General features: G+C 57.7%; 11 protein-coding genes. 2 read left to right on the forward strand and 9 right to left on the reverse strand.

The window, feature by feature from the left end:
* Position 1: 1 nt before the first annotated feature.
* Entirely contained in the window at positions 2-946 is a 945-nt protein-coding gene (locus R1T46_RS16740) for a ketopantoate reductase family protein (protein ID WP_300495683.1), read from the forward strand.
* Positions 947-967: 21 nt separating this feature from the next.
* On the opposite strand, the gene R1T46_RS16745 is transcribed toward R1T46_RS16740, so the two are convergent.
* From R1T46_RS16745 to R1T46_RS16760, 4 genes are all read right to left on the reverse strand, one after another.
* A complete protein-coding gene (locus R1T46_RS16745) occupies positions 968-2,998 on the reverse strand; it encodes a methyl-accepting chemotaxis protein (protein WP_317306249.1) in 2,031 nt (676 codons plus the stop codon).
* A 124-nt stretch (positions 2,999-3,122) separates the two neighbouring features.
* Positions 3,123-4,010 carry a histidine kinase gene (locus R1T46_RS16750; protein ID WP_317306250.1) on the reverse strand — a complete coding sequence of 296 codons (888 nt, stop codon included), beginning with the start codon at positions 4,008-4,010 and terminating at the stop codon, positions 3,123-3,125.
* Positions 4,010-4,570, reverse strand: a complete 561-nt coding sequence (gene ampD, locus R1T46_RS16755) for a 1,6-anhydro-N-acetylmuramyl-L-alanine amidase AmpD (protein ID WP_300495700.1) — start codon at positions 4,568-4,570, stop codon at positions 4,010-4,012. Before ampD ends, R1T46_RS16750 begins: the two co-directional genes overlap by 1 nt.
* A gap of 172 nt (positions 4,571-4,742) precedes the next feature.
* Positions 4,743-7,106, reverse strand: a complete 2,364-nt coding sequence (locus R1T46_RS16760; RefSeq protein ID WP_300495677.1) for a DUF1631 domain-containing protein — start codon at positions 7,104-7,106, stop codon at positions 4,743-4,745.
* Positions 7,107-7,329: 223 nt separating this feature from the next.
* On the opposite strand from R1T46_RS16760, the gene nadC reads away from it, so the two are divergent.
* Positions 7,330-8,178 (forward strand): carboxylating nicotinate-nucleotide diphosphorylase, encoded by an 849-nt coding sequence (gene nadC / locus R1T46_RS16765; RefSeq protein ID WP_286749194.1) that lies wholly within the window; start codon positions 7,330-7,332, stop codon positions 8,176-8,178.
* 26 nt (positions 8,179-8,204) lie between these two features.
* Here nadC and R1T46_RS16770 read toward each other — a convergent pair whose 3' ends face one another.
* From R1T46_RS16770 to R1T46_RS16790, 5 genes are read right to left on the reverse strand one after another with little or no spacing between them, the layout of a single operon-like run.
* Positions 8,205-8,543, reverse strand: a complete 339-nt coding sequence (locus R1T46_RS16770) for a YqcC family protein (protein WP_286749196.1) — start codon at positions 8,541-8,543, stop codon at positions 8,205-8,207.
* A gap of 14 nt (positions 8,544-8,557) precedes the next feature.
* Complete coding sequence (locus R1T46_RS16775) at positions 8,558-9,355, reverse strand: ParA family protein (protein ID WP_286749198.1); 798 nt, start codon at positions 9,353-9,355, stop codon at positions 8,558-8,560.
* A 38-nt stretch (positions 9,356-9,393) separates the two neighbouring features.
* On the reverse strand, positions 9,394-10,110 hold the full coding sequence (hda, locus tag R1T46_RS16780) for a DnaA regulatory inactivator Hda (RefSeq protein WP_286749200.1): 717 nt from the start codon (positions 10,108-10,110) through the stop codon (positions 9,394-9,396).
* Complete coding sequence (locus R1T46_RS16785) at positions 10,089-10,646, reverse strand: CDP-alcohol phosphatidyltransferase family protein (RefSeq protein WP_286749202.1); 558 nt, start codon at positions 10,644-10,646, stop codon at positions 10,089-10,091. Before R1T46_RS16785 ends, hda begins: the two co-directional genes overlap by 22 nt.
* Positions 10,647-10,679: 33 nt before the next feature.
* Positions 10,680-12,002 carry a DUF2066 domain-containing protein gene (locus R1T46_RS16790; RefSeq protein ID WP_317306251.1) on the reverse strand — a complete coding sequence of 441 codons (1,323 nt, stop codon included), beginning with the start codon at positions 12,000-12,002 and terminating at the stop codon, positions 10,680-10,682.
* Between the last annotated feature and the right edge of the window lie 10 nt (positions 12,003-12,012).

The following is a 12,012-nucleotide window of genomic DNA, read 5'->3' on the forward strand; positions in this document are numbered from 1 at the left end:
CGTGGCCGAGGCAGGGAAGAATCAGGGTCTGTCCGGGAATGGCCGCATTGCCATTCTCGGAGCAGGCTCCATGGGCCAACTCTGGGCGGGCTACCTGGCCACCGGGACGGTAACGTTTATCCCTCGTCACGAGGTTTCCCCGGAAACAGATCAACCCGCGCTGACTTACACATTTCAGCCGTTCGAAGGCCCAGAGGAAGTCGTCACAGTCCCCTACCTGCTCGCCACAGCAGCACGCCCTTCACTGTTGATGGTCACCACGAAAGCGGGCGATACGCTCGATGCCGTTGAATCCAACCTCCATAGTATTTCTCCGGACACCCCCATTGTTCTGTTCCAGAACGGCATGGGCTGCCAGCAAGCGGTCGCCGAACGTTGGCCACAACGACCGATCCTTGCCGCCAGCACCACCGAAGGGGCAAACCGCCCAGCACCAGGCTGCACAGTCCACGCCGGCATAGGCGAAACCTGGGTTGGCCCATTAACCATCAGTGCGACAACGCATCTGGCGCAGGTAGTAACGGCGCTTGGCACCAGCGGGTTAACGGTTCACGCAGAGCAAGACATTCAGAGGCGGCTGTGGGATAAACTGATCATCAATGCAGGTATCAACGCCTTTACGGCAATCCTCGACTGCCCGAACGGTGATATCCTCACGGACCCGTTCTACCTGGAACATATCGATGAGTTGTGCGACGAAATTGCAAAGGTGATGAAGGGTGATATCGAGAAAGGCCTACCCTCAGTCACGATTCGCGAACGCATTGAAATGATTGCCCGCAAAACGGCGCGGAATACCTCATCCATGCGTAGCGACAGACGGCTGGGCCGCCGCACCGAGATTGACTTTATCAATGGGTATATCGCCAGGCGCGGGCATGAGTTGGGTGTTGATGTTCCGACAAACCAGATGCTGACAGACCGTATTAAACAGCTATCGCCGTAGGTGTCAGGCAGCACACACCCTTCAGACCCTGAATGCCTCCACGAGACGCTGCAGTGACGCAGTCAGTTGTGACATTTCCCGTGACGACGCCAGGGTTTCCTCGGCGTTATCTGCCGTTTTCTCACCCAGAACGCTGATCTGTTCAACGTTGGTATTGACGTTCTTCGCCACGGCAGACTGCTCCTCAGCCGCCTGTGCGATCTGGTGGCTCATATCAACAATGGTCGAAATACCCTGGGCAATCCGGTCCAGCGCTTCCGTCACTTCCGCCGACTTCTTGACCGTGGTTTCAGTCACGTCATGGCTGTTGGTCATGGCCGCAACGGCTTCCTTAACGCCACTTTGCAACCGGGTGATCATACCCTCGATTTCTTCGGTCGATTTGTGGGTACGCTGTGACAGCGAACGTACTTCGTCTGCCACCACGGCGAAGCCACGTCCCTGCTCGCCCGCGCGGGCAGCTTCGATGGCCGCATTCAATGCCAGGAGATTGGTCTGCTCCGCAATCGCCTTGATTTCGACCAGAACCTGACTGATGTTATCGCTATCGGCGTTTACCCGGTTGATAACCTCGACCGCACCGGAAATTTCGGTGGCAAGACGGTTGATGGTGGCAACAGTATCCGCAACCACACCGCGGCCTCTCTCGGTATCCTCTTCAGCCGCGCCGGCGCTGTCAGACACGCGATGGGCACTCTCGGTGACCTCATTGACCGCTTCCACCATCTGGTTCATGGCTTCGTTGATCTGGCCCGACTCTTCCATCTGCCGCGCAACGGCCTCGCTGTTCGCAGCGGCGGTGTCGTTGACACGCGTGGCCTGCTGGTCCACATCCGAAGTGGTGCTACTCACCGAGCGGATCAATTCCGCAATCCGGTCCGTCATATTGTTGAACTCGGTGGTCAGTTCACCCAGTTCATCACGATTGTCCAATTGGATGTGAGTCGTCATATCGCCCTCAGCCACGGATCTTGCTGCCGTGCTGAAACGGTTAATAGCCGTGCGTACCGACATGAAGAAGCCGACATAGAGGTAAACCACCACCAACAGAACAATCACCAGTGCGGCAATAATCAACTGCCGTTGCTGCAGCTCGCCCTCCAGTCGTGAGTTCAGGTTTGCGCCGACGACGTCAAAAATTCCGGCCTTGAGCGCATCGTAATGGGCAAGCTGATTCTCGATGGTACGGTTGAAATCCCGCCAGGGTAACTCCAGGCGCATAGGCGTAATGATATTGGTATCCAGCTCGTCACGCACAACCACCAGACTCTCGAGAATACCGTCGACCGCGTCACCTGTCGTTTCCTCGAGGGTCGGCGATGCATCCATCGATACCGTTAATGCAGGCCCGAGCAACGAGGCGCGGTTGGTCAACTCATCATAAATTTCATTGAGGCCGTCACTGAGGTTGTACCCCACCTGCCCATCGAGGAGCGCAAATATCCCGAAAGTCCTGGCCCGACCAATGATGCTGCGGGCATCCGGCAACGACTCACGCAACAGGCCCAGGAGCAGTAGGTTTTCACGTGAGGCGTCCTGCCCCAGACCGGAAATTTCAATGGTCGCGGACAACAGCGCCCGCACTTTCTGGACGAATTCCTGATAGTACTTGAACTGGGGGTCGATATTGCCCTGATAACTGTCCGTCGATTTGAGCGTTTGCCACTCCTCCACCAGCATCGCTACCTGCTGGGACCAGTTACCGGATTCATCAAAACGAGCCTCTGCGCTAACCAGTTCCTCAAGAAGCCTATCAATGGTTTCTGACGATTCTGCGGATTTCGAAAGCAGTTCATTGTCATCCTTGATCTTGCCAGGAGCTCGGAAGTCCCGGTATGCCATGGATTCTGCCAGCAGCGTATCCACCTTTTCGAGTTGCTCCAATCCCTCAACACCCCGGGTCATGGTATCAACCGACCGGTTCAGTTCACTGATGACCAACCAGGAAAGGGCGATAATGGGAAGCAGGAACAACACACTGATCAGGCTGAACTTGTAAAACATCGGCAGCCGATTCATCAGCGCTACTGCAGGCTTGATAAGGTGGTTCACGTGTACCCCCACAGAGAGCGTCGAAAGGATGGAACTTTATTCTATTTGTTTATATTGTCGACTAAAGTACTACAAACTTGAGCACTATTCGGCGTAAAAATGTAACTTTTGTGAAATGTCGGGGTTAGAGAACGCCGGCAATGACCAGCAGCGCAAGGATGCAGATCCAGACCAGCATGCTTCGGTTCAGCAAATCCCGGATGGCCTCCAGGCTGCGACCGCCAAAACTGGCCCACTCTTCTGGATGAATCTTTGAGAACCGTTCCGGCTCCAACGCATAGCCCGTCAGTGCCGCGCCGGCGGCGCCCATCAATAGCTGGCTGGTTTTGAGGGTAAAATCGAACAGCATCCGTTTTCCTTCTTTCATCCAGCCAGCGAGGTCACCGGCGACTCCGAACGTGAAGGACAGCAGTCGTGAGGGAAGCCAATTGAGTATTTCCGCCAGTCGGGAAAACCCTGGCCTTGCTGCTGCATGCGGCCAGTGGTCCCTCAACGCGATAATACCTCTCGCAAAGAAGGCTACCGCAATACCGCCTACGGCATACCAGAAAGCGACCAGAAAAAAACGCTCAAAGACGTTGACCAGCAGCGTACGTGACAATGCCAGATGCATCTCATCAGGCGACGTTGCCGCGCCCCGCTCCTCGGCCGGCAAACTATCCATAACGTGATGCCACGCGGACTGCATGTCACCCCTCGCCCAGGATTGACTGTAAACCTCCAGGCGAGCACGCCAACCCGGCACTCCCATCAACAACACCATCAACAGGAATTCCAGTGGATACGCGGCCATGCGCCAGCCAATGGTGTGCAGATAGTATTCCCCGGCCGCCAGCATCAGCGAGGGTACAAGAACAATAGACAGCCCCTTCCATCGGCCCGCCTCGTTACCAGAGCTCCCGGTACTTCCCCGCTTAAAGGCGGAACGCCACAACGCCTCCGAAGACCAGGCGCTGACCGCATCCAGCTTGCGTCTGACCAGGTAGGCCAACAGGAAAACCACCAATACCATCAGTTATCCGCTCCGTTGCCATGCCCTGCACCAAGCAGTTGCCGGTATCGGTGCCAGTCAAAAGCCGGGCCTGGATCGGTTTTGCGACCGGGTGCAATATCGCTGTGCCCGGTGATCCGCTCTCGCGTGATGGTCGGCCATGACTTCATGATCAATAGCGACAAATCAGCAAGCACTTCATATTGAGCCGTGGTGTAGGGAATGTCGTCTTCGCCTTCCAGCTCAATGCCGATTGAATAATCATTGCACTCCTCACGGCCCTGAAAGCAGGACCGCCCGGCATGCCACGCGCGCTCCAACAAGCTGACGAACTGAAGGCATGCGCCATCCCGGCGGATCAGCAGGTGTGACGAAACCTTCATATCGGCTATGGTCTCGAAATAGGGGTGCTCTGAGGGAGACAGTTGGTTGCAGAAAAACCGTTCAATGGCATCGCCTCCAAACTGCCCCGGAGGCAGGCTGATATTATGCACAACCAACAGGGATATCGCCGCACCTTCGGGGCGTTTGCCAAAATTTGGAGACGGACACCAGCGGGCGCCAGCTACCCGACCGGTCATCCGTAATCCGGCGACAGCCGGTGGCGACAGGTCAATGGAATTGTGGGAAGGGATGGTTTCAGACAATGTGGTTCCAACAGGCCGGTGGCGAACGAACGGACAACCGCTGTGTTCGCCGTTGTTGCTTTGATGCTCCTGATTGAAGCACAAAGTCTCCGGTCTTGCTATACGGTCAGTCCTTGCGGCTGCTGCGAAGGTTGTCGATGATGGATTCCAGTGCCCGGTCGAATATCAGGCCGTCATCCAACATGGAGATCTCGTCCGCTGCGAGAGCCCGTGCCAGGTTTTCACGTTGATATTCAGCCACTTTGGCACCACTGCGATTAACGAAGATGTATTTGCCCGTCGCCTTGATAAACGCCGCCAGCTTGCAGCGGGTTTTGTTGCCATCACGGGTCAGCTCGATCCAGGAACCAACACGAAGGCCGTCAGCCCGCTCCAGCCACTGAAGCTCGACGTTTTCGACGGAGCTCTCCACCGATGCCTCTACGGCCGGTTTTTCAGGGCTTGCAGGCCCAACGGCTGCAGACATGGCGACGTCCGAGGCCCCTGAGGCGTCTGATACGACACCCTCAAAAGACGGCTCCGCTTTTTCCGGGGCTTTGGGCGCTGCATCCGGCAGGCTCTTGGAGACCACAGACGGTTCCGCCTCCACCTTTTTGGGCGCAGCCTGGGGTTCAGGTTCGGGCGCGACGATAGGACGTGTCGTGGTGGCAAGGCGTTGGAATACATCCACGTGTGCCAGCTCAAGGTCTCTTATGGCGGCGTCGGTCGCAAACGGGTCCCACGAAATTTCCTGCAGGGCGTTTCTCAGACCGTCGACGATTCCCGGAATCGACCGTAGCAACGCGCTGCGGGTGTTGTTGTCGACGGGCCTGGGATCAACACTCCAGATGAGTTGCCGGGTCAGGTCACATGCCTCATCCCAGCGCTCACTGTCTTCACCCTCACGCAACACGATCCACTGCAGATACTTGGCCCACGCCTCATTCAATAGCGTGACAACCGGCGGAGACAAATCCCGACCGGTAATCTGTTCGTTCAGCAGGTTCTCAGACGCCTTGGATGCCCTCTCCTGCTTGGCCCTGCCTTCCTCTGCATCACGCAGACGCTGCTCCACAAGCTCCCTGCGACGACGGTCCAGATCCATGAAATGGCCGAAGTCGCTGAGCAGCTCACTGAAAATATCGACGTTGTCGGTGAATTCATTAAGCACGCGATCGACCACCGACTCGATCTTGTCTCGTAGCGGATCACGTTGGCCGGGCTTTTTCTCAGTCCAACCGATAGCGGACATGGCCAGCTCATTCAGCAGCTTCCGTACCGGATGCCCACCCCGGTTAAAGAAATTGTTGTCGCTCAGAGCGACCTTGAGCACGGGAATCTGAAGGCGCCCGATCACGGCCTTCATTACCGGGTGTAGCTGACGGTCCTCCAGGATAAAATCGAACAACATGGACACCAGATTGATGACGTCGCTGTCCACCTGGCCGACGTCATGTTTTCTCCCGGCGTCCGACCGGAATACCTGCTGTAGTTGCTCTGACAGAGGCACAACCTCACCCTGCCCCCAATGGACAGACTGGGACTGAATTTCGTGAAGCCGCGCCATCAGTGTGCGGGTATCGAGCGCGCCTGCGCTGGGTGGCCCACTGCTCTCTGTGCCGTACTCCGTCGAATTCTGCCCCTGGTGCAACAGGGCACTCAGTTCCGAAAACGTTGCCCGCACATCGTCAGACGGCGCAGTGAGCGGCCCCGACGCATCTGATTCCGAGCGTGCTGACAGCGTCCCGGTGGTCCGTCCCCCAGCCGGGGCATAGTTTCCAGACGCGCTCTGACCACCGACCGGCGGGCGACGCATGTCGGGCAGCACCCCTTCGGCGATCAGTGTTTTGTTGGCATCCTTGTAAAAATCGCCCAGAACACCCACGAGCAGGCGGTCGAACAGTTTAAGCACCACCAGCTTGGCACGGATATCGATATCCAGGTCAGAGCAGGCTTCCGCAACCCCTCCGCAGATCACCTCCGGGCTCAGGGGCATCTGACTGTCCTCCAGACGCACCGAGGGCAGCAGATGAGCAACCCGCACATTCAGCAGGCGTATTACCTCCGCGTGTTGGTTGCGGAGTTTGTTGATCAGGTTGTCGATGGCGACCTGCTGCTCCAGATCGGAATGGTCCAGCAACGCCAGCGAGTCCTGATCCACCTCATCCAGGGTGCCACTGCCACCACCCGGCTTGAACGAACCAATGTCATTGAAAGCACGGCTGACATACTGCAGCACGGACACGGTCATATTCTTGCGCCGCAGCCTCAACTCACGCATGGCGTCGAAGTAAGCAGTCTGGTCCTGGTTGCTTCCAGCCTTGTCCGCCAGCTCAAAGAGCGCGTCATCCGCCTTGTCGAAAAAACCAGACAGCACAGACTTCAGTGACTGACCCGATACGTCACGCAGGCGTACCAGAGAGCCCGGCAGGGAAAACCTGTCAGGAAGCTTCTGGCTCTTGAGACTTACAACCTTGTTATCCTGCGCCATTCGGCTGCTCCGGGTGGTGTCTGGAGAAATGTGTTATTGCACATCTTAGGCCTTACCCACGTCACCTTGTGTCAGAATTTGTCACCTTTTGTGTTTAAGTGATGGTTGTCACAGTTTAGCACCCCACCCTTCCAGGTTTGGCGAATCTGGCGAAGGCCTATAGAATCACATCCGCACACCCAATGTGCCTCAAAACCGCCACTGAACGACCGGAAACTCTGCCATGATCCCAGCCGAACTGCTTCGTCAGTCCCGCATCGAAACCGTTGCACAAAGCCTGCGTGAAGACATTGGAGATGGCGACATTACTGCCATGCTGATTCCGCAGGCGCGCATCAGTCGCGGACATGTCATTACCCGGGATGCCGCAACCATTGCCGGACGCGCATGGGTTGAGGAGGTGTTCCGGCAGGTGGACCCGGGGGTCACCCTGAGCTGGGAGGTGCAAGACGGAGACGAGGCAAGCCCCGGCCAATCGCTGTTTTCCATGGAAGGCCCAGCCCGCAGCCTGCTCACCGCCGAGCGCTCAGCCCTGAACTGGCTGCAGCTGCTGTCCGGCGTTGCCACCACGTGTGCCGGCCATGCCCGCCGTGTCGCCCATACCGGTGTCCAGCTATTGGATACCCGCAAGACCCTGCCGGGCCTGCGGCTGGCGCAGAAATACGCGGTTACCTGTGGTGGCTGCCATAACCATCGCATTGGTCTGTGGGATGCCTTTCTGATCAAGGAAAACCACATTGCCGCCTGTGGCTCTATTGCCAATGCAGTCAGCGAGGCCCGCCGCATTGCCCCTGGCCGACCGGTAGAAGTGGAAACCGAAAACCTGGACGAACTGGATCAGGCCCTGGCCGCAGGCGCGGATATCATTATGCTGGATGAATTCTCACTGGCGGACATGCGTCAGGCGGTTGTCCGCACGGCGGGCGCCGCAAAGCTGGAAGCATCGGGCGGCATCAGCAGCGAGACGCTGGTACCGATTGCCGAGACAGGGGTTGACTACATTTCTATCGGAGCGCTGACCAAGGATGTCCGGGCGGTGGACCTGTCCATGCGCCTGGACATACACGACTGAATCGGTCGGAGACCCCATTTCTACACTCAGGGCTGACCGGACAGCAGGCGGTCCATTTCTGCCAACTCGCTAATCAGGACGGTCCCTGACTCTTCCCGGCCCCGGAAGTGCTCTTCCGCCATCGGTGCCATACCGGACACCTGAGGCAGGGGGTGGCCGCCTTCAATCAACGCTTTCATGCGGCTGACAAAGACGAACTGCAGCCACTGGGTAAACTCCAGCGTGTCCACGGCAAATGGCTGGGCGCTCTGCAGCGCCTCTGGCGATGGCGGCTCGCTCTCCCACGCATCGAGTCGCCGCAATTCAATCTCTATCTGAAGCAGACTATCCGCGACACGGGCGGTATGGTCGGACGAATTCGCCATAGATATGCTCACTCTTAATCTGCCAGGGGTTCCAGTTCAACGGTTTCGCCATGAAGCACTCGATACAGGTCTTCATACTGCCGTGTCAGCGGATGTTTCGGTGCCATATGAATCAACGGTTGCCGGCTCTGGTGCGACTCCTTCATCTTCACCGAACTGGACAACCTCACCGGCAATACGGGCAGGCCCTCGTCCATCAGCTCGCGCACCAGCTTCTTTGGCAGGCTGGCGCGGGGCTGGAACTGGTTCGCGACAATACCTTCGACCACGAGGTCTTCGTTGTGGTCTTCCTGCAGCTCCTGGATCTCGTGAAGGATGCTGTAGAGGGCCTGACGGGAAAAATCATCGCAATCGAAAGGGATCAGGCAGCGCTGCGCCGCAATCAATGCCGATCGAGTGTAGAAATTGAGCGCCGGCGCCGTATCAATGTAGATTTCGTCAAACGACTCACCAAGCTTCTTCAGCGCTTCCCTCAGCTTGTAGATCTTGTGCTTGGCTTCCAGCTTGCGCTCCAGAAAATCCAGTTCCGGGCTGGAGGGCATAACAAACAGGTTGTCGAAGGGAGAGGCGTGGACAAATTCGTCCGCGCGCCGATTGAACACGGTAAACGCCACCGTCTGCTCAAGATAGTCGGCAACGGTATCCTTGAGCTCGCCCGCAGGCCTACCTAGCAGGTAGTGGGTGGAGTTACCCTGGGGATCAAGATCGACAACCAGTGTTCGTTTGCCCCGGGCAGCGCTGATCGCGGCCAGGTTACAGGTGATACTGGACTTGCCGACGCCACCTTTCTGGTTAAACACTACTCGTCTCATGCTGCTTCCTCTGACAGTTTCCCTGCGAATATAACGCCCTACCAGCCCAACACCGACTTAACGAACGGGATCGTCAGCCGCCGCTGGGCGCGTAATGAATTTTCATCCAGGCGATCCAGAATCGCCAGTAGATCAGCCAGCTTCCGGGGTGCTCGTCTGAGTATGAATACAGCCACATCGTCACTGAGGACAAGGCCGCGCTGTTCCGCCCTCGCCATCAGTATTCTCAGGCGATCATCGTCGCGATGGATCCCCAGCTGAATGGTCAGACCATGACTCAACCGGGACACCAGATCCTGCAACCCGAATGGCAGTGACGCCGGGAGCTCCGACAGGCTGACGACCATCAGGTGGCCATGGTCACTGACCCGATTGTACAGATGGAAGATGGCCTCTTCCCAGTTTTCCTGGCCCGCTATGAGATCCAGGTCATCCAGGCAGATGACCGACTGGCCTTCAAGCCCTGAGAGCGCGTCAGGCCCCAGTGGCAACAACTCTTCCATGCTGACACAAACCGCACTCTGTTGGTTTTGCTCTGCCAGATGACAGGCCGCCTGTAACAGATGGCTTTTACCGGTATCAGCGTCGCCGCAGACGGCGATGACGGGCACAGCACCGGCTTGTTCGCAGGCGGATTTAAGCCTCGCCGCGGCGTCGGCATTCCGGCTGCCATGAAAATTGTCAAAACGGGCATCGTCTCGAAGTTTGACCCCCAACACCAACTGCGACGCACTCACTGTCTTTTTGCCCTCCATGCCCTCAGACCCCAAACGCCGATGTAGTGAGCGCCACTGAAAATGGCTGAAGCCGCCACCAGCAAAATGCCAACGTCCATAACCCACGGTTGCATCGGCAAATCCGCCAGCAGAATGATGATCGCGAGGGCGACCAGAATCTGGATCAGGGTGTTGAGTTTGCCGGGCAGGCTCGGCTGCATCTCAAAGCGACCGACACCATAATGAAACGCCAACCCACCACAGACGATCAGGAGATCCCGGCCCAACACCAACCAGAACAGCCAGGCTGGAAGTACGTCAGTCAGAACCAGCATCAGATAAGCGGTGATCAGCAGTGCTTTGTCGGCCAGTGGGTCGGCAATGGCGCCAAGCCGGGTTCGCCAGTTGTAATGACGCGCAAGGAACCCGTCAAAGGCATCCGTTGCAGATGCCAGAAAAAATATCATCAGGGCGAAACGGTATTCTTTGGCCATCAGCGCTGCGGCAAAAGGAGCGATCAGTAAAATGCGCAAAAACGTCAGCGCATTTGGAATCCAGCGCCAGCGGTGCGTCATGTCATGACTCCCCAAATACCGAACACCGCTATATTATTCCCCGTCTTCCGACTCGACGATGGAAGCAGGCTGCCAGCGGTAATGAAGCACCTGGTAGAGTGACTCGAATGCCTGTTCTGATTCTTCCTCATTTGCCAACAGCGGTTGGTAGACGAACAACGGGTTCGCGGAGGCCGCAGCGCTTTCTGTACTCTGTTCTGCGAGCGCAATGCCGCCTTGCGGAGCCTGCTGCACCGGTTGTACCTGCTCCTGCCCACCGGGTTGACTCTCATCACCGGAGGGCATGCGGGAGATCTCGGCCTCTGAAAGCGGAACCAACCGCGGGTCCAGGGCAATGTACTGCTTCAACTGCTCCATCTCCCCTGAAAACGCAACCCTGAGCGTCAGTTGGTCCTTCCTCGCTCTGGTGGCACCCGCATCGACCACGGGCGACAGGTTCTTGAGAACCCCGTTCACACGGGCGTAATCCTTCAGATTACTGACTCCATGCACAACGATGTCCACCTGTGGAGACTCGCCGACATCACTGCCCGCAACCGCATAACGATCGGCAAACATTTCCGCCCAGCGCCCGACAACGGCAGCGGCCAGAGCTTGAGGAGTGTCAGCGGTCACCGACTGCTCTGTACTATCCAGCCCCATACCGTCGAACACCCATCCGGCGCGCCACTGTGATCCTGAACGGCTGACCCGTACCAATGACATCAGGTCATGCTCCATATCTTCAGACGATCTGCGGACACTGGACGTAAACTGGCCCCATATGTCCGACAACAGTTCACGGTCGTCCCGGTACCCTGCTGGGGGAAGACCCACCGGCAAACCCCGGTCAACCGCCGCGTCTTGAAAAACGCGACGCCACTGTTCATCGGCGCCCGTCCCGGTACTGTCGTTTCCCTGATGGACCAGGGTACGGCGCCCGCCTTCTTCGACCGCGATCCAGGCCAGCGTCAGCGGCCTATTCGCGCCCCACACCGGTGCATCCGCGGACGCCAGCGCACGATTGACGCCGACCGCGCCGAAGCTCATCCGTAGCCTATGATTTCCCGTGTCGGAGCGTAAAAACTGGTAGGACTGAAGCAGCGACTCGGCGTTCGCCAGAAGCTCTTCAACGCCTTCGTTGCGCAGCACGTCGCGGGTACCGGAAACGCGCACAAACACCCGGCTCAGGCCGTCCGCATAGCCCTGTTCAAGTTCCTGCGGCTGGGAGCCAGCGACGGGCACTTCCACCGAGTAAAGGCCGGTGACGGTAACAGCTGCCGCTGGCGCGGCCATCAGCGCCAGTACGCCAAACAACCGGAGTGACTGACGGACTATCCGCGCTGCCTGCATCGAGATTTTTCCTGAGTCTGGCATGAAACACCCT

The sequence above is a fragment of the Marinobacter salarius genome, from assembly GCF_032922745.1.
Classification (GTDB): domain Bacteria; phylum Pseudomonadota; class Gammaproteobacteria; order Pseudomonadales; family Oleiphilaceae; genus Marinobacter.

Excerpts from the sequence above, each read along its gene's own strand:
- hda (WP_286749200.1), bottom strand. The coding sequence starts at position 10,110 with ATGGAGGGCAAAAAGACAGTGAGTGCGTCGCAGTTGGTGTTGGGGGTC.
- R1T46_RS16790 (WP_317306251.1), bottom strand. The coding sequence starts at position 12,002 with ATGCCAGACTCAGGAAAAATCTCGATGCAGGCAGCGCGGATAGTCCGT.
- R1T46_RS16785 (WP_286749202.1), bottom strand. The coding sequence starts at position 10,646 with ATGACGCACCGCTGGCGCTGGATTCCAAATGCGCTGACGTTTTTGCGC.
- ampD (WP_300495700.1), bottom strand. The coding sequence starts at position 4,570 with ATGACCGGTCGGGTAGCTGGCGCCCGCTGGTGTCCGTCTCCAAATTTT.
- nadC (WP_286749194.1), top strand. The coding sequence starts at position 7,330 with ATGATCCCAGCCGAACTGCTTCGTCAGTCCCGCATCGAAACCGTTGCA.
- R1T46_RS16770 (WP_286749196.1), bottom strand. The coding sequence starts at position 8,543 with ATGGCGAATTCGTCCGACCATACCGCCCGTGTCGCGGATAGTCTGCTT.
- R1T46_RS16750 (WP_317306250.1), bottom strand. The coding sequence starts at position 4,010 with ATGGTATTGGTGGTTTTCCTGTTGGCCTACCTGGTCAGACGCAAGCTG.
- R1T46_RS16760 (WP_300495677.1), bottom strand. The coding sequence starts at position 7,106 with ATGGCGCAGGATAACAAGGTTGTAAGTCTCAAGAGCCAGAAGCTTCCT.
- R1T46_RS16775 (WP_286749198.1), bottom strand. The coding sequence starts at position 9,355 with ATGAGACGAGTAGTGTTTAACCAGAAAGGTGGCGTCGGCAAGTCCAGT.